Annotated in this window: 7 protein-coding genes and 1 pseudogene; 7 read left to right on the top strand and 1 reads right to left on the bottom strand. The window is 62.0% G+C overall.

What is annotated here, in order from left to right:
- The first annotated feature begins 88 nt into the window (after window positions 1-88).
- Both BLR66_RS03190 and BLR66_RS03185 read left to right on the top strand, forming a co-directional pair.
- The gene (locus BLR66_RS03190) at window positions 89-1,465 is read left to right on the top strand and encodes an alpha-L-fucosidase (RefSeq protein ID WP_093280176.1); all 1,377 of its coding nucleotides are present in this window, start codon (window positions 89-91) and stop codon (window positions 1,463-1,465) included.
- A gap of 181 nt (window positions 1,466-1,646) precedes the next feature.
- The gene (locus BLR66_RS03185; RefSeq protein WP_093280175.1) at window positions 1,647-3,836 is read left to right on the top strand and encodes a glycoside hydrolase family 20 protein; all 2,190 of its coding nucleotides are present in this window, start codon (window positions 1,647-1,649) and stop codon (window positions 3,834-3,836) included.
- Between the two features lie 151 nt (window positions 3,837-3,987).
- Here BLR66_RS03185 and BLR66_RS03180 read toward each other — a convergent pair whose 3' ends face one another.
- Entirely contained in the window at window positions 3,988-6,312 is a 2,325-nt protein-coding gene (locus tag BLR66_RS03180) for a GH92 family glycosyl hydrolase (protein WP_304442080.1), read from the bottom strand.
- A 418-nt stretch (window positions 6,313-6,730) separates the two neighbouring features.
- Here BLR66_RS03180 and BLR66_RS03175 point away from each other — a divergent pair, with 418 nt between their 5' ends.
- The 5 genes and pseudogenes from BLR66_RS03175 to fucP all read left to right on the top strand — a co-directional run.
- Window positions 6,731-10,168, top strand: a complete 3,438-nt coding sequence (locus BLR66_RS03175) for a GH92 family glycosyl hydrolase (protein WP_255402279.1) — start codon at window positions 6,731-6,733, stop codon at window positions 10,166-10,168.
- A 431-nt stretch (window positions 10,169-10,599) separates the two neighbouring features.
- Complete coding sequence (locus BLR66_RS03170) at window positions 10,600-13,692, top strand: TonB-dependent receptor (protein WP_093280172.1); 3,093 nt, start codon at window positions 10,600-10,602, stop codon at window positions 13,690-13,692.
- 173 nt (window positions 13,693-13,865) lie between these two features.
- Window positions 13,866-16,313, top strand: a complete 2,448-nt coding sequence (locus BLR66_RS03165) for a GH92 family glycosyl hydrolase (RefSeq protein WP_093280171.1) — start codon at window positions 13,866-13,868, stop codon at window positions 16,311-16,313.
- A gap of 120 nt (window positions 16,314-16,433) precedes the next feature.
- A complete protein-coding gene (locus BLR66_RS03160) occupies window positions 16,434-17,510 on the top strand; it encodes a LacI family DNA-binding transcriptional regulator (RefSeq protein WP_093280170.1) in 1,077 nt (358 codons plus the stop codon).
- A gap of 114 nt (window positions 17,511-17,624) precedes the next feature.
- Window positions 17,625-18,872 (top strand): annotated as a pseudogene (gene fucP, locus BLR66_RS03155) (L-fucose:H+ symporter permease); the annotation flags it as partial.
- Between the last annotated feature and the right edge of the window lie 8 nt (window positions 18,873-18,880).

Raw genomic sequence — 18,880 nt, 5'->3', positions numbered from 1 at the left:
TTGATCCACGCTAGCCGATGCTGCGAGCGGGCCGAATCGCCTGCTGGGTGCACGAGCGACGTCTTTTCCCGTTGACTTGGAGTCACACATGAAACCTTCTCAGTTGCTGCACTTCGCACTCGCTGCACTAATGCCAGTCGCAGTGCTGACCTCCAGCGCTGCCTTTGCGCAGACGCGGGCGCATGCACCGGTCGAAACCGCCGAACAGAAAGCGGAGCGATTGCAATGGTGGACCGACGCTCGTTTCGGTATGTTCATCCACTGGGGTTTATTCACGGTGCCAGCCGGTGAATGGAAAGAAAAGGATAGCTATGCCGAATGGATCATGGATGACGCGTATATCCCACGCGCTGAATATGAACAGATCGCCAAGCAGTTCAATCCGGTGAAGTACGACCCGGACGAATGGGCGCGCATCGCAAAGGGCGCTGGCATGAAATACATCGTGTTCACCAGCAAGCACCATGAAGGGTTTGCGATGTGGGACACGAAGGCGACCGACTACAACATCGCCAAGCGCACGCCGTATGGAAAGGGGGTGTTGAAAGAGCTGGCCGAGGCGACCCGGCGCCAGGGCCTGCACTTCGGTACCTACTATTCGATCATGGACTGGCATCACCCCTCCCAGTCGGGAGAAAAACAAGGGCATTACAACCCGACCACGATCGATCCAAAGCGCAAGCGCGAGTACATCGACGAAATGAAAGCAGAGCTGAAGGAGCTAGTGACCGAGACCGGTACCGAGATCCTGTGGTTTGACGGCGAATGGTTGAACTGGTGGACGAACGAAGACGGCCGCGAACTCTACGCTTATCTGCATTCGCTCAATCCGAATCTGATCATCAACAACCGCATAGGCAAAGGCCGCGACAGCATGCAGGGCATGGACAAAGGTGAGGGAGTCGGCGACTTCGGCACGCCTGAGCAGGAAATCCCGCCGCTAGGCTACGGCCCGGGCGTCTACTGGGAATCGTGCATGACGCTCAACGACCACTGGGGCTTCATACGGAGGGATCACAACTGGAAATCCCCGAAAACCATCGTCCGTAACCTGATCGATGTCGCCAGCAAGGGCGGCAACTATCTGCTCAACGTCGGCCCCACTGCCGAGGGCCTGATTCCGCAGCCTTCGGTCGAACGTTTGGCGGAAGTAGGGAAGTGGATGAAGGTCAACGGCGAATCCATCTACGGCACGCAGGCCAGTCCGTTCGCCGAGCCTGTTGCATGGGGCAGGGTGACGAGCAAGCCGGGCAAGTTGTACCTGCATGTGTTCGATTGGCCGAAGGACGGTCGGCTGGCGCTTCCTGCGGGTATCGAGTATCGCCGCGCCTACTTGCTTGCCGAGCCTGACCGCACGCTAAAGATGCGAAAGACCCGGCAGGGCGTGCGCCTGTCGGTGCCGGCCAGTGCGCCGGATTCGGTTGCCAGCGTCATCGTCGTCGAAACAGCGCAGACACGGCATTGATCATGGTCGTGCGGTCTGGATGCATTTCGATAGCTTGGTACATGGCGCATGAATAAGCCTACTTGCCGAATGCAAGCACTGTTGCCGCAATGTTTTTGAACAGATACTGCTGGCGAGTCCGGCACCAATCCACAAACCGTCTCCGAGGATTATTTTGAGTATCAGATCCGCTGCAATCTTGATGACGTGTCTGCTTACGGCTGGAATGAGCGCGACCACATTGGCGCAGAATTTGATTCCGCAACCGCAACGGCTAGAGCATCGCGAGGGCGCTTTCCGCCTGGATAGCAGCGTCCGCATTGTCGCGCCGAACGATTTGCGCAGCCGTGAGATTGCGGATTTCCTGCGTGGAGCTATCCGTGACGATAGCGGAATCGCGCTTGCGGAGGGACGGAACGGAAGAGCCATCGAACTGCGCCTGGACCCGAAAATAATGGGCGAGGAGGCCTATCGCCTGACCGTGACGAAAGACCGGATCGCCTTGGCGGCATCGAATCATCGCGGTCTGTTCTGGGCGGCGCAGACGCTACGCCAGTTGTTGCCGGTGGAGCGGAGCGTCGGGCCCATTTCCATTCCGGCCATGCGTATCGAGGACGCACCGCAGTTTTCCTATCGCGGACACATGCTGGATGTTGGGCGGCATTTCATGCCGGTGGAGTTCGTCAAGAAGCAGATCGACCTGCTTTCCTACTACAAACTAAATACTTTCCATTGGCATCTGACCGACGACCAGGGCTGGCGTATCGAAATCAAGAAGTACCCGAAATTGGCGGAAGTCGGGGCCTGGCGCACCGAGGCCGACGGCAGCCGTTATGGCGGGTTCTATACCCAGGATCAGATCCGCGACGTCGTCGAATATGCCAGGCTGCGCAATATCATGGTGATTCCGGAGATCGAGATGCCGGGGCATGCCTCGGCGGCGCTGGCGTCCTATCCCGAACTTTCATGTCGCAAACAGCCGATCGATGTGCCGAATGTTTGGGGCGTGATCAAAGACGTTTACTGCGTCGGTGACGAATTTACCTTCGAGTTCATCGAAAACGTGCTCGATGAGGTGATCGCGTTGTTCCCCGCGGCTTACGTCCATATTGGCGGGGATGAGGTACCGAAGGACCGGTGGCGGGAAAGCGCTTCTTCGCAAAAGCGTATGCGCGACGAGAATCTAAAGGACGAACACGAGCTGCAAAGCTACTTCGTCAAGCGTGTCCAGCGCTATCTCGCCGGCAAGGGTAAAACCCTGATCGGCTGGGACGAAATCCTGGAAGGCGGCGCCGACAGCAGCGCGATCGTCGAAGTCTGGCGCGGAGACGCCGAAGGCGCCAAGGCGCTGGCCAATGGAAACAAGATCATCAGTGCCGGCCCGTTCTATCTGGATTCGCCCTTGAACGCCCTCACCCTGGAAAAGGTCTACGCCACTGAGATTGTTCCGGCCGCCTACGCTTCCCATCGCGAACAGGTGCTCGGCGCCGAAGCGCCGTTGTGGACCGAGCGGGTCACAACGGCAAATGCCGAAACCCTGCTGTATCCGCGCCTGATCGCACTCGCCGAAATAACCTGGAATGCAGACAAGCGCGACTACCCGGATTTCCTGCAACGGCTGCAGGCGCACTACCGTCGGCTTACGCAGTGGCAGGTGGGCTACGGCCCGGAAAACAGGAACGTCGTCGATTTCCGCTTCGCGTGGAATCCGTCGGCGCAGAACTGGCGCGTCCAGGCGGAGCGCGGCTTCTCCGACCTGCAACTGCGCTACACCACCGACGGAAGCGAGCCTTCGTCCGCATCGCCTGGGTTTACCGATTCGCTGACGCTATCCCAAGTCGTCCCGCTGAAGATCGCGCCCTTTCGCGGCGCGCGCGCCTACGCAAGCCCGCGTGAGTTCACCATGGTGAGTCATAAAGCCGTGGGAAAATCGATCCAATATTCATCGCAACCGAACGCGAACTACCGTCTGGCGGGCGAACAAGTGCTGGCCGACGGATTGCTTGGCGGCGGAAGTTTTGCCGACGGTATGTGGACCGGCTGGCAGGGCGAGAATCTGCGCGCCACCATCGATCTGAAGGCATCGACACCGGTGAATGCCATCAGCGCCAGGTTCCTGCAGCAGAGCGGCTCATGGATACTGTTGCCGAAGGCCGTGCGGTATTCGGTATCGTCCGATGGCAAGCGATGGAAGCGGGTGTATGCGCGGTCTTTCGACGTCGATGCCGGTAGCGAACAGAGGCTAGTCGAAGACGTAGCGTTTCATGCCGACAAGCCATTGACCGCGCGATATGTCCGTATGGAAGTCGATCAGTACGGCAGCCTGCCCGCGGGCCACAACGGAGCGGGGCATCCGGCGTATTTCTTCGTCGATGAGATTGTCGTCAAGTAACCCGCAAAGTTGCCTGTTCGAGGTCTGCCGCCGCCTATTCCTTGACGGCCCCTCTACCGACGGCAGGGGGCACCCGGATCGGCTCTGTGCTGACCGGCTGCCGGAGAGCGGCCAGCACTGAGGTCCGCGTGTTCTTCAGTGCGTCGTTCCTCTACCGAGACATCGAGTACGGCCGCTGTGCCGGATGTGTCGCCCATATCTTGTTCGGCTCCGCCTGCATAGCGAAGCGCAGCTCGCCGCCTGCAAGGATCTCCTGGTGGGTCAGATAGGCGCGGTCCAGCGGTTTGCCGTTGAGGGTGGCGCTGCCGATGTACGCATGCGCATCGTCCAGGCCGTTGGCGATGACGGTAAAGCGCTTGCCGTTGGGCAGGTGCAGCGTGGCTTGAGGTAGGAACGGGCGGCCCAGGATGTATTGGTTGCTGCCTGGCGTGACTGGGTAGAAGCCCAATGCGGTGAACACGTACCAGGCCGACATCTGGCCCAGGTCGTCGTTGCCGGCCAAACCGTCGGGGCGGGGAGCGTATTGGGTATCCATGATCCGCTTCAGCCGCGCCTGCGTGCGCCAAGGCTGTCCGGCGTAGGCGTACAGATAGGCCGCATGGTGGCTGGGTTCGTTGCCATGCGCATACCAGCCGATCAGGCCAGTGATGTCTTCCATGTGCTCGAACACCGAAGGGTCCACCTTGGCGTCGAACACCGCGTCCAGCCTGTCCAGCAGCTTGTCGCTGTCGCCATGCGCCGCGGCCAGGCCGGCCACGTCCTGCGGCACGTACCAGGAGTATTGCCATGCATTGCCTTCGGTGTAGTCGCTGCCGTAGCCGCTTGCGGAGGGCTCGAACGGCTCGCGGAAGCTGCCATCGCGCTTGCGCGCGCGCATGAAGCCGGTGGCCGGGTCGAAGGCGTGCTTCCAGTTCGCTGCGCGCTTGTCGAACTCGGCCGCCACCCCGGCCTTGCCCATCGCCCGTGCCATCTGCGCGATGGTCCAATCATCGTAGGCGTATTCCAGCGTCTTGCTGGCGGCTTCGCCTTCCTCGTCGATCGGCACGTAGCCCAGTTCGCGGTACTGGGCGATGCCGTCGTAGGGACCATAGCTGGCGCTGGCCACCATGGCCTGCAAAGCTTCATCGGCGTCATAACCGCGGATGCCTTTCATGTAGGCATCGGCGATCACCGGCACGGCGTGGTACCCGACCATGCACCACGTTTCCTGGCCGTGGAACGACCATACCGGCAGCACGCCGTAGGGGCTTTCGCGACGCGCGGCCAGCAGGGAGTTGACGAAGTCGCTGGTGCGCTGCGGCGGCTGCACCAAGGTGGCCAGCGGGTGCAGGGCACGATAGGTGTCCCATAGCGAGAAGGTGGAATAGTTCGTCCAGCCCTTCGCTTGGTGCACGGCATTGTCCGGGCCGCGATAACGGCCATCGCTGTCCATGAACAGCGTGGGGCCCAGCAGCGTGTGGTAAAGGGCGGTGTAGAAGCTGGTGCGCTGCTCGGCGCTGCCGTGTACTTCTACCGCACCCAGGGCCTCGCTCCACTGCCGCTTGGCAGCGGTGCGCATGCCGTCGAAATCCCATCCGGGGGCTTCCGCATCCAGGTTTGCGATCGCATTGTCTTCGCTGACCGGCGAGATGGCCACTTTCACCAGCAGGGGTTCGCCGGCGGCTGGAGCCACGTCGAACGCAGCGACGAGCTGGCGGCCTTCGATCTGCGCGCGCTGACGCGGCCCCTTTTCGCCCGGCGGCGGGAAACCCTTATAGGCGATGTCCTGTTCGGTGTTGTGCAGTTCGTGGCCGGTGAGCGGCTGCGAGAAGCGCAGAGCGAAGTAGAGCTGCCGGCCCGGTGCCCAGCCACGCGTTTCGCGAAAGCCGGTAACCGTGCCGTCTGCGCGCACGCGTACGCGCGACCACAGCACCTTGCCGGGGTAGTCGTACATGCTGGTGCGCAGATCGAGCACCACGTGGGCGGGCTTGCCGTTGGGGAAGGTGTAGCGATGCATCCCCACGCGCGGACTGGCGGTGAGTTCGGCGTGCACCTTGTAATCGTCCAGGGTGACGGCGTAGTAGCCGGGCTGCGCGGTTTCGGTGGCGTGGCGGAAGCGGGAGGTATAGCCGCTTCCCGGCCGGTCCGGGTCGCCACGTTCCAGCTTCAGGTCGCCGGTGGTTGGCATCAACAGCAAATCGCCGAGGTCGGAATGACCGGTGCCGGAGAAATGCGTGTGCGAGAACCCGACGATGGTGGTGTCGTCATGGCGGTAGCCAGCCGCCCAACCGTAGCCATCCTTGCGTGGTTGGATGCGGGTATCGGGCGACAGTTGCACCATGCCGTAGGGAACGGTAGCGCCGGGATACGTATGGCCTTCGCCGCCGGTACCGATGAAGGGATCCACCGCCTTGTAAGCGGACTCGTTTGCATTCGGCGCTGCAGCCAGTGCGCTTCCGGAACCTATCGCGGCCCAACCCGTGAAACCTGCCAACATGACCATTGCCGCGCCCAGCCTCGTCATACCACACCTTTTGGATCGGTCGAATCCCGGAAAACTAGCACAGGTGCGTTGAGGTCACTTGGGAATGGCTGATCATTTTATGAGGGCGGTCAGCACGATCAGCTTCCTTGATGCAGGTATTGGGCAAGCGACTAGCATCAGTCGCAGCAACAATCCTTTGGCGGCACTGCTGCGTAGCAGCATGCACTTTGAGGCTAGTCGTGGTAAATCTTAGATATGAAATTGGATCGATCTAAGTAAGGCTTATATTGATAGGGGCCTCCGCTTGGAGGGTCGCGCCGCGCAACCCGCACTAAAAAAGACGCCGTACCTTCACTAGTTGCACGGGCACGCGATGGCCTGTGCACTTGCGCAGTGATTGATGCAGCAGACCGCCTCCGAGGGAATTGATATGTCGAGACGCTCCATCACGCATCAGGCCATCGGCACCACTACGGAACACGCCATGACGTTCTGTCAGTCCTGCGCGAAAATGTTTGAAGCCGTGCGTCTTCGCAGCGGGTGCGTCTTCGCGTTGGCCGCGCTTTTGCTGTCGACGCCCATTGCCGCGGGCGCAAGCGATGCGCGTTTCGCCACGTCGTTCGAAGCGGGCGAACCCGCGCCCGCCGTACTTGCAGAGGGCGCTCTACGCGTATCCACGGGGAACGGCCCCGAACATCCGTATGCGGCCAAGCCCGACATGGGCTACAGCGGCTCGCGAGCCATGCGCTATCGCGGGGATACTGCCGGACGCGTGCATCTGTTTACGGTGGATATCGAAATCGAAAAGGACACGTCCTTGTCGTGGATGGTGATGCCTGAGATCGTCGAAGGCAACAGCTCTTCCTCCACGGGCGTGTCGCTGGACCTCGTCTTCGACGACGGGCGCCGCCTGTCCCAGACGGCAGCGCGCGACCAGCACGGCGCCCCGGTCGGCGCTGCCGGCCAGGCGGAATCGAAGACGCTCTACCCCCAGCAATGGGCGTACAAACAAATTCGCTTGGGCGACGTGCCTGCCTTGCAAGGAAGGCGCATCAAGGCCATCGAGCTGGAATTGCGGCCCGCTTCCGCTGCTGGCGCGAGCGGCTGGATCGACGACATCGCCATCGGTGAACCAGTGCGCACCGTGGCGCAACGTCCGAGCGACTACGTACTGACCAACCGTGGCACCCAATCCAACAGCACGTTCTCGCGCGGCAACAACATTCCTGCTACCGCGATGCCGCACGGATTCAACTTCTGGGTGCCCGTCACCGATGCTGGAACGCTGGCTTGGCTGTACCGTTGGAGCGAACATAACGGCGCCGACAACCGGCCGCGCCTGCAGGCGCTGTCGATCAGCCACCAGCCCAGCCCGTGGATGGGCGACCGCCAGACTTTCCAGGTGATGCCATCGGCGACGCGCGGCATTCCCGAGGCCGACCGCGAGCGCCGTGCGTTGTCTTTCTCGCATGACAAGGAACTTGCCCGTCCGCATGCTTACCGCGTGGATTTCGACAACGGCATCCGCGCCGAGATAGCGCCCAGCGAACGCGCGGCGATCTTCCGCTTTCGCTTTCCACGCGACGGGGATGCGAATCTGCTGTTCGACAATGTGGATGAACGCGGAGGGCTGACGCTGGATGCGGACACACGGACCCTCGCGGGCTATACCGACACCCGCAGCGGCTTATCGAACGGCGCGACTCGAATGTTCATCTATGCCCGGTTCGACCAGCCTTGGGCCAGTAGCGGATCGATCAAGACCGGCCGCCCCACCCACTACGTCAAGTTCGCGCCAGGCGACGGTGGCGTGGTGAGCATGCGCATCGCCACCTCGCTGATCTCAGTAGAGCAGGCGCGGGTCAACCTTGAACAAGAAATCGGTAGCGATGGCTTCGAAGCGGTTCGGGAGCGCGCGCAGACGGCGTGGGATGCGCTGCTGGGACGCGTGAAGGTAGAGGGTGCGACCGAAGACCAGCTGGCGACCGTCTATTCCAACCTGTACCGACTGTTCCTGTATCCGAACATCGCGTACGAGAATGTCGGTAGCGCCGAACGGCCCGACTGGCGCCATGCCGACCAGAACAGCTGGTCCAAGGACAACATTGGCGGGGATGCACAGCGCACGTCTGCGCCGATCCGGAATGGAAAAATCTACGTCAACAACGGCTTTTGGGACACCTTCCGCACGAGTTGGCCGGCTTATACGCTGTTCGCGCCAGATCGCGCAGGCGAGATGATCGAAGGCTTCCTGCAGCAGTATCGGGACGGCGGCTGGATCGCACGCTGGTCGTCGCCGGGCTATGCGGATCTGATGGTCGGTACCAGTTCCGATGTCGCGTTCGCTGATGCCTGGCTTAAGGGCGTACGCGGCTTCGACGCCGACGAGGCTTACGAGGCAGCGCTGCGCAACGCCACGGTGGCACCACCTGTATCCAACGTCGGACGCAAGGGCCTGGCGCGCTCGATGTACCGAGGCTACGCCGACAACTCGGTGCAGGAAGGACTCTCGTGGACGCTGGAGGGCGCACTCAACGACTTCGGTCTGGCGCAGTTCGGGCGGGCCCTGGCCGCTGGCGAAGAGGACGCCGTACGTGCGGCGCGCTATCGGGAGGAAGCCGAATACTTCCAGGCCCGCGCCGCGGACTTTGTGCACCTGTTCGATCCAACGACCGGATTTTTCCGCGGCCGTGATGCGAAGGGACACTGGGGGCAGTCGGCCGGGAATTTCGACCCGCGCGTGTGGGGCGGAGACTACACCGAAGCCAACGCGTGGACTTTTGCCTTCACTGTGCCGCACGACGGTGCCGGACTGGCGACGCTACTCGGCGGAAAAGAGGAGTTGGCACATAGGCTGGACGAGTTCTTCGCCACCCCGGAAACCGCTGAAGACCGATTCGCGGGCACTTACGGTGGCGTCATCCACGAGATGGCCGAAGCGCGCGACGTGCGGATGGGAATGTATGCGCACAGCAACCAGCCCTCGCACCACATCCCATGGATGTACGTAGCCGCCGGCCAGCCGTGGAAGACGCAGCGCATTACCCGGGACGTGCTGCGCCGACTATATCTAGGAAGCGAGATAGGCCAAGGCTACCCAGGCGACGAGGACAACGGCGAGATGTCGGCCTGGTATTTGTTCGGGATGCTCGGGCTTTATCCGCTGCGCATGGGAGCGCCGGAATATGTCATCGGTTCGCCTGCATTCAAGCGCATCGACGTCAAGCTGAAGAACGGACGCACTCTGAGCGTTGTCGCTCATGGCAACAGCGATAGCAACGTCTACGTGCAGTCCCTCAAGGTCAATGGCCGTCCGTGGAATAGGGCCTGGTTGCGCCACGACGACATAGCCGACGGCGGCATTCTCGAATTCGTCATGGGCGACAAGCCATCTACGTGGGGAAGCGGCGCTGATGCTCTTCCTCCGTCCATGACTTTGTCAGGCAGTCAGCCTGCGGGTTTGGTGGATATGTCCTCGGACGCGCAAGACATCGCGCTGGTGGGGCATAAAACCGCCGCACGCCTCGTCGATAATGATTCCTCCACGTCACTGCAGCTTGCTGCACAGGCGGCGGTCAGCTTCCGGTTCCGGACGCCGACCAGCATCGGTTACTACACCATCACCAGTGGCGGCGAGCCACTGGATGGCTTGGCGTGGACACTCCAAGGACGCAATGGAGGCGGCTCATGGACCACGCTGGACCAGCGTGGCGCTGAGCAGTTCCAATGGGCGCAGCAACTACGGCCTTTCCGTATTGGCAAACCGGGCGACTATCGGGAGTATCGATTGCGGTTCCTGGGCGACAGGGCGATCGATCTTTCGGAGGTGGAATTGCTGCGACCATCGAACCCACCAACGCAACGCTAGGTGCGCTTGGGGTATTGCAATGGACATATGATTTTTGAAGCACGTGATTGTGAAGCACGTGATTGCGAAGAAAGCGCCAAATTCGAGTCTTATGCATTCGCTGCCGAGAGTCGGAATGGTTTGGGTAGGGCAAGGGGCAGAGTGAACTGTCCTTTACGCGCTTCACCCATGGCATCGCAAGCGAAATTCAAGGCAATGTTGCGCGGCGTCATGCATATGGCGAAACACTATGATAATTATCCTTTCTGTTGGATTAGAACGATCTAACTGGTTGGGCAAGTCGAAGGGGTAAGGCAACAGAGGGATGGCTCGCCGGTCTGTTCGCGGGTGATCCTGGTACACGAATGCAGAGTCATAGCAAACTGAATTTAGATCGATCTAAATTCAGTTTGCATCAAAAGCCGATTCAATCTTGGGAGAGGGTGATTGAAATGAAAAGCACGCCACACGTACGTATCCGCAACTCGCTGTCAGTCAGTATCGCCGTCGCACTGTCCACCGCTGCCGTATTGCCTGGCAGCGCTTTCGCTCAAGAAGCGAATCCGGTGCCGAGCAGTTCTATCGCAGCAACGGACTTGGACGAGGTTGTCGTCACCGGCTACCGCTACTCGATCGAGAAGAGCCTGGACCAGAAGCGCAACGCGAACGCCGTAGTCGAGGTGATCACTGCCGAGGACGTCGGCAAGTTCCCCGACAAGAACGTAGCCGACGCGCTGCAGCGGGTGCCGGGCGTGATCGTTACCCGTGATGGCGGAGAGGGCAAGAACGTCAGTGTCCGCGGCCTGTCCTCGGAACTGACCCTCACCCAGCTCAACGGCAACTACATCGCCACGGCCGAGTCCAACGGCGACCCGACCCGTTCGTTCAACTACATGCTGCTGCCGTCGAACATGCTGTCCAGCGCCGAGCTGTTCAAGACGCCGGAAGCGCGCATCGATGAAGGCGGCGTCGGCGGTACCGTGATCCTGCACACGCGCCGACCGCTGGAACTGGAATCCAACACCGGCTTCGTCTCCGTCGACGGTACCTGGGCCGACACCACCAAGAAGACCGACGGCCAGTTCTCGGGCTCGTATTCCTGGCACGACAAGGACGACCGCTTTGGCGTCTTTGTCGGCTACACCCAGCAGAAGCGCACTACGCGTACCCTCGGTGCCAGCACCGAGGGCTGGCAGTGGTACGGCCGCGATGAAGGCGGTACGGCCGTCGACGTCAATGGCAACCCTTCCGACTTCAATTCGAACTGGTGGGGCGGCACGGGCTTCTGGGACCAGAACGGCCAGTACTACACCGGCTTCATGATGCCGACCTCGGTCAATCTGAACGTCAAGGAAGAAGAGCGCGAGCGCAAGGGTGGCCAGGTCACCTTGCAATTCAAGCCGACCGACAACCTGACCCTGACAGCGAACTACTTCCGTTTCGACCTGTCGCAGGACTCCCAGACCAACACCCTGAAGGTACCGGAGTGGAACATCGCCCGTTACTACGGCGACGGCAACTGGCGCGGTGGCCGCCTGCTCGACCGCCTTACCTTGGACCGCAGCGGTACCATCGTCACCGGCGCGGACTACAGCCTGCATCCCGGCAAAGCGTACTACTGCAGCGAGGCAGAAGCTGCCGCTGCCGGCATGGCGCCGGGCGGCTGGGGATCGGACGACTGCACCGTGCCGACTCCGCAGATCACCGGCAGCTACAACATCGAGCAATCGTTGTCGCAGACCGCCGACTTCGCGGCCGAGTGGCGTGGCGAATCGTTGGATGTCTCCTTCAAGGGAGGGCGCACCTGGGCCAAGGGCGGCCCGGAACTGCAGTTCGCGGTGCCGCTCAAGCCGCGCCGCCAGAACGCGGACGGCAGTTGGACGAACGGCAACTTCGCCAGCTCGTGGGATCTGACCGGTACGCCGACGATGACGTTCTCGCCCGAGCTTTTGCAGAACCTGCAGAACGGTATCCTGCAAGTCGATCTCGGCTCGACCGGTTCGTCCTGGACCCGGAACAGCACCGAGCAGAAGTACGCCCAGATCGATGCCACCTGGCACAACGACAGCGGCTTCCTGGAATCGCTCCAGTTCGGCATCAAGGCGCGTGACGGCGGCATCCACCGCAGCACCGGCAACAGCTACTGGGTGTGCCCGGGCACCGATCCGGGCGACTACGACAACCGCTACTGGAACGGTCGCTGCAACGATGTCGCCACCCAGTTCTCGCCGGACTTCCTCTACGCATTGGGCAACCTGGCTGGCGGCATCGACGCCAGCGCTTATCCGGCAATCAACTATCCGGCCTACATCGCCCATCTCAACAGTACGTACGGCCCGATGCAGACCCGCGAGGAAGACAACTTCGTCTACAACGTCGACGAGAAGATCTATTCCACCTACCTCCAGGCCAACTTCCGCACCGATCGCCTGCGCGGCAACATCGGCGTGCGCATCGCGAAAACCAAGCAGCATGCCGATTCCACCGACAAGGTCACCTCCTACAACGACTACTTCTTCGATGACGCCAATGGCAACCCGCTGGCCTGCCAGCAAGGCGCCGCCGCGCCTGGCGGTGCGCCCGCCGACACGTACTGCGGTAGCGAAGGGTACTGGAGGCTTTCGGACAGTGTGGCGCGGCCAGAGTCGTTCGAAGTCAGTTCGCTCGACCGCAACTACACCGACGTGCTGCCGAGCTTCAACCTGGCTTACGACCTGACCGAAGACCTGGTGCTGCGCGCGGCCGCTTCCAAGGTGATTTCGCGCCCGAGCTATAACGACATCGCCGCCCCTGGCAGCCTGGAGTATTTCAGCGAGGAATATGTCAACGACCGTCGTCTGACCGGCGGCGCTGGCCAGCAGGGTTGGTACGGTTCGGGCAGCAACAAGGGACTGGAGCCATACGAGGCCACGCAGTACGACGTGGGCCTGGAATGGTACTTCCAGCCCGGTTCGGTGGTGGGCGTTGGCCTGTTCCGCAAGAACGTCAGCAACTTCACGGTGCCCGTGATCGCCGACGTGCAGACGGTCATCAACGGTGAGACCGTGACCGTGCAGAACTACGCGACCGAGGCGGGCGGCCGTGACGCGGTGTCGCAGGGCGTCGAACTCTACGCGCAGCACACGCTGGATTTCGGTCTGGGCTTCCAGTTCAACTACACCTACAACGACACCAACGAAGCGGCGATCACCCTGGAGGACGGCACCGAGCTCGGCGAGTCGCCGCTGGTCGGCAGCGCGAAGAACCAGACCAACTTCACCATGTTCTATGAAACGGAGAAATTGTTGCTGCGTGCCTCGTACAACCGTCGCGGCGAAGTGGTGCAAGGGTTGGTCAATGGTCTGAACGTCTACGATGAGCCGTACTACCAGATCGATCTGAACGCGGCCTACAACTTCACGCCGGCATTGAGCATCAGCGCTTCGGTGTTGAACGTGACCAAGGAAGAGACGCGTTCGCACCTGGGCAACGACACCCAGGACCGTTTCTACACCAATGGCTACGCAGGACGCGTCGCCTACATGAGCCTGACCTACAAGTTCTGAAGCGCACCACCCCTCGTGTCCGATGGGCACGAGGGGTTCTCTAACACGACATCATGTGGACGAAGCATCATGGAACCAGGGACGAAGGTGAGAGCAGTGGAGTTACAGGCAAATTGCACATACCTTGTCTGGCGGCATGCGCCCATCGACGAACTACGGCAACCTGTAAACGCATGAAACAACACACGATCAAAACGATATTTCGCTCCGTGCCCCTGCTGCTGGCACTGACTGCCTTGGCGGCCGAAGCGGCGCCGCAACGATTGGCCGCGGAGGTCAATACCTTCATCGGCAGCAAGGACGACGGCAACACATTCCCGGGCGCATCTGCACCGTTCGGCCTGATCCAGGTCAGTCCCATCGGCGAGCACTATTCCGGCTGGCGCTACGACGATCCCAAGATCCGCGGTTTCGGTCATTCCTTCCTGTCCGGCGCCGGTTGCTGGGAGCAGGGCGGGCAGGTGTCGGTGCTGCCGGTCACCGGCGCGATCGGCCCCGGCGGCGATTTCGACATCGCCAAGCCCACGAGTTTCGATCACAAGCAATACGGGTCGCGCTACAGCCATGAAGGTGAGATCGGTCAAGCCGGTTACTACAAAGTCCGCCTGCTCGACTACGGCGGCATCGACGCCGAAGCCACCGCGCTGACCCGTGCGGCGGCCGAGCGCTATACCTTTCCGATCGATGCCAAGACCGGCCACGTGCTGATCAACGTGGGCCAGGCCAACGAACGCCATTCGGTCATCGGCAGCACGGTGGAAGTCGTCGGCGACCGGGCCGTGGAAGGTAAGCTGGTCACCAACAGTTTCTGCGGCGGCCATCAGTACACTACCTGGTTCCGGCTGGAGTTCGATCGGCCGTTCAAGGCTTTCGGCACCTGGGGCGAGAGTGGCGGCGTCATCGGCTCGCGCCATAGCATGGAAGGCGAAATCAAGCCCAATGGCGCCTGGCTCAGTTTCGATCTGAGCAAGGGCAGGGCGGTGACGGCAGTCAGCGCGATCTCCCACGTGGATGCGGAAGGCGCGCGCAACAACCTGCGCAGCGAAGGCATGCGGGGCGACAAGCCGATGGCTTTCGACCTGATGCGCAAACAGGCGCAGGAGGTCTGGCGCAAAGAACTGGACAGCGTGCGCGTACAAGGCGGCAGCGGCGACGATCGCACCGTGTTCTACACCGCGCTTTACCACGCCCTGTTGCAGCCGCTGACCGGCAGCGATGCCGACGGCCGCTACCGCGGCTACGACGAGCAGATCCACCGAGCGGATGGCTGGACCTATTACGAATATTTCTCGCTGTGGGATACCTACCGCTCGCAGAACCAGCTACTGGCGCTGCTGCGTCCGCAACGCGCCCGCGACATCGGCCGTTCGCTGCTGGCTATCCAGGAGCAAGGCGGTTGGCTGCCGCGCTGGGGTTACGCGAACTTCGACACCAACGTCATGACTGGCGATCCGGTGACGCCATTCCTGGTGGATCTGTGGCGCTTCGGTGCGCTGGAAGGCCTGGAAAAGCAAGCCTACGCCGCCTTGCGCCAGAACGCTTTCGAAGTGCCGCCGATCAATTCGCGCCACGCCGGCCGGTCCGGCAACCCCAGCTACCTGGCGCGCGGCTTCGTGCAGTACGACCGCGCCTTTCCTTCCAAGGGCATGGACGTGGATCCGCACCATGGAGGCTCGGCGACGCTCGAGTATGCGCTGGCCGACTGCTCGCTGGCGCAGATGGCGCAGGATATGGGAATGGCCGAGGATGCGGCGACCCTGCGTGAGCGCGGACGCAACTGGCGCAAGGTCTGGGATGCCGGCGTGCGCGACGGGGAAACCGGCTTTATCGGTTTCCCGCGCCCGCGCCTGGAGGACGGCAACTGGTACACACCGCCGGAAGGCCGCTACAGCCCGCGCTCGCAACATGGCTTCCACGAGGGCACCGCCTGGCAATACCAGTGGTTGGCGCAGCAGGACGTACCGGGCCTGGTCGAAGCCATGCATGGCAAGGAAAAGGCCGGCCAGCGTCTGGACGCTTTCTTCGCTTATGACGCCCTGGTCAAGGATCCCTTGCATGCCGCACGCAAGGAATGGGTGGTTGGGCCTTACAGTTACTACAACCAGTACCGCTACAACCCCAACAACGAGCCGGGCCTGCATTCGCCATGGATGTATACGTTGATCGGGCAGCCATGGAAGACCTCCACCGTGCTGCGCGCCGCGCAACAATTGTTCACCAATGCACCGAATGGGGTCACCGGCAACGACGATCTGGGCACGATGTCGGCGTGGTACCTGTTCAGCGCGATGGGGCTCTATCCCGCCGTGCCCGGCAGCGGGCAGTTCCTGCTGCACGCGCCGCGCTTCAGCCGGGTCGAACTGGATCTGGGGCAAGGCAAGACGCTGCGGATAGAGGCGCCGGGCGCCACTGGCGATCGCTTGCAGTACGTCGAAGGCGTCCGCGTGGACGGTGCCGCGCACCCGCAGGTCTGGTTGGACTGGAGCGATCTGCGCCAGGGTGGAACCATCGCCTATTCCTTGACGTCCAACCCGCCGACGGCAGGGTGGGGCACCCGGCCTCGGGATCTGCCCGTATCGTTTTGTGCGGTGCCGCAGCCCCTGGCCGCGGAATCGGAGTGATCCAGTTGCGCCTGCCCGTCGCCGGATCGGTCCTCTCTCCCGCTGACCGGCGCGGGCATGGCATTTTTTCGTGGCGCGATGGTTTAGGCTGGCGTCTCCATAGGGAATAGTTCGATCCAAATGAAAAACAAGAACACTGCCACAGGAAAGGGCTCACGTTCCGAGGGGGGGCGTAAATCCGGCCACCGGCCGGTGACGGTGACCGACATCGCCAATGCCATCGGCGTGTCGCGCGCGACCGTGTCGCTGGTGCTGCGCGGCAGCCCCCTGGTGCACGTGGATACGCGCGCCAAGGTGGAGGCGGAACTGCGCCGGCAGCGCTACGTCTACAACCGGGGTGCGGCCAATCTGCGCCGGCAGGTTTCATCAAGCGTCGCGCTGGTGATCAACGATCTGTCCAACCCCTTCTTCGCCGAATTCGCGGCCGGCGTGGATGAAGCCTTGGGCGCGAAAGGCTATGTGACGCTGCTGGGCAGCACGGGCGAATCGCCGGAGCGCCAGCAGGCCGTGCTCGCTTCGATGATGGAGCACACCCCCGCCGGTTTGATCCTGTCGCCGGCCGAAGGCAGCGACGCTGCGCAAATGCGCCAGGTGCTGGGCGCGCACAGCAATGTATTGCTGTTCAATCGCGAACTGTCCGGCGCCGAGTGGGATTTCCTGGCGCTGGACAACCAGCGGGGCGCGCATATGGCCACCGCCCACCTGATCGGGTTGGGCCACCGCCGCATCTTTTTCTACGGCGGCCATGCCGATTCCAGTTCCTGCCAGCAACGCCGCGCGGGCTATGCGCAAGCGATGGCGGAGGCCGGGCTGAAGGCCGAAGAGGAATGGATGATCGAATCGGCGCCGAACCGTTTGGAGGCAGCGGCGCGCACGGGCGAACTGTTCGCAAGCGAACCGGCACCCACGGCGGCCGTCTGCTACAACGATACGGTCGCCCTGGGCCTGATGCTGGGCCTGATAGCCCGCGGCATCCGTCCCGGCCACGATTTCGCCGTTACCGGATTCGACGATATTTCCGAGGCTGCCGTCACCACCCCGCCGTTGACGACAATGGCCGTCTATCCGCGCGAACGCGGCCGTCAGGCCGCGGAGCTGTTGTTGCGCAGGTTAGGCGAACCCGACGCCAAGTCGCAGCGCACCATCGCACCGGTGGAGCTCCGCATTCGCGAGAGCAGCGGTCCGCCGCGCAAATGATGTTCTCTTCCCCCACCGTTCCTGCCGCATTCCGAGACGCATAAACGCATGCATTTTTCCCATAGCCCTGTTAAGGGCGACGCTGGTTCATCCGCCCCTCCGATCAATACGCGCATGGCGCTTTCGGTCGTCACCACGATCTTCTTCATGTGGGGGTTCCTGACTTGCCTCAACGACATTCTGATTCCGCACTTGAAGGCGGTATTCGAATTGAATTACGCGCGCGCCATGCTGGTGCAGTTCACCTTCTTCGGCGCGTATTTCCTGATGTCACTGCCGGCGGGCCGGCTGGTCGCGCACCTCGGCTATAAAAAGGGCATCGTCGCCGGGCTGGCGATCGCCGGTGTCGGTGCGCTGGGTTTCTGGCCGGCGGCCGAATTGCGCATTTATGAGGCGTTCCTGGCGGCGTTGTTCGTACTGGCGACCGGCATCACCGTATTGCAAGTGGCGGCGAACCCTTACGTAGCCTTGCTGGGGCCGGAGAGCACCAGCTCCAGCCGCTTGACGCTGGCGCAGGCGTTGAACTCGCTGGGCACCGCTATTGCGCCGATCTTCGGCGGCCTGCTGATTCTCGGCAATACCGTGAAGAGCGCGGACCAGATAGCGGCGATGCCGCTGGCCGAGCAGATCGCCTACCGTACCCAGGAGGCCCAGTCGGTGCAGGGTCCCTATGTCGGTCTGGCCGTAGTGCTGTTCCTGTTGGCTGTGTTCGTCTATTTGTTCCGCCTGCCGGCTTTGACCGAAACGACCGAAAAAGCCGATCATCTCAAACACACGCTGCGCGAAGCCTTGCGCCATCGCCATGTGTTGTTCGGCGTGCTGGGCATCTTCTTTTATGTCGGCGCGGAAGTGGCTATCGGCAGCTTTCTGGTCAATTATCTGTCGATGCCGAATATCGGCGGTTTCACCGAACAGGAAGCCACCAGATACGTATCGGCGTACTGGACGCTGGCGATGATCGGCCGTTTCGCCGGGTCGGCGATCATGGTCAAATTTTCGCCGCGAAAACTGCTGGCCATCTTCGCCGCGGTCAATGTCGCCCTGCTGGCCATGACCATGCTGGGCGAGGGCCGTATCGCGGTGTACAGCATAGTGGCTACCGGGTTGTTCAATTCGATCATGTTCCCGACCATCTTCGCCCTGGGTATCGAGCGTCTGGGGCCGCTGACGGGCAAGGCCTCCAGTCTGTTGATCATGGCGATCGTAGGCGGCGCGATCGTACCGTATCTGCAGGGCATCCTGGCCGACAGCATGGGCCTGCACCATGCCTTCATCCTGCCGCTGCTGTGCTACGGCTACATCATCTTCTACGGTCTGTCGGGTTCGCGCCCGACTTCCGTCGCCCCCGCGAAGGAAGCGTGAGGCCAACG

The sequence above is a fragment of the Pseudoxanthomonas sp. CF125 genome, from assembly GCF_900104085.1.
In the GTDB taxonomy this organism is placed as follows: Bacteria; Pseudomonadota; Gammaproteobacteria; order Xanthomonadales; family Xanthomonadaceae; genus Pseudoxanthomonas_A.
The sequence above is the reverse complement of the archived record's forward strand: the minus strand, read 5'-3'. Positions and strand labels throughout refer to the sequence as shown.

Bases quoted from the DNA above. Each gene is read 5' to 3' on its own strand.
- BLR66_RS03175 (WP_255402279.1), top strand. From the start codon at position 6,731: ATGTCGAGACGCTCCATCACGCATCAGGCCATCGGCACCACTACGGAA.
- BLR66_RS03170 (WP_093280172.1), top strand. From the start codon at position 10,600: ATGAAAAGCACGCCACACGTACGTATCCGCAACTCGCTGTCAGTCAGT.
- BLR66_RS03190 (WP_093280176.1), top strand. From the start codon at position 89: ATGAAACCTTCTCAGTTGCTGCACTTCGCACTCGCTGCACTAATGCCA.
- BLR66_RS03165 (WP_093280171.1), top strand. From the start codon at position 13,866: ATGAAACAACACACGATCAAAACGATATTTCGCTCCGTGCCCCTGCTG.
- BLR66_RS03160 (WP_093280170.1), top strand. From the start codon at position 16,434: ATGAAAAACAAGAACACTGCCACAGGAAAGGGCTCACGTTCCGAGGGG.
- BLR66_RS03180 (WP_304442080.1), bottom strand. From the start codon at position 6,312: ATGTTGGCAGGTTTCACGGGTTGGGCCGCGATAGGTTCCGGAAGCGCA.
- BLR66_RS03185 (WP_093280175.1), top strand. From the start codon at position 1,647: ATGACGTGTCTGCTTACGGCTGGAATGAGCGCGACCACATTGGCGCAG.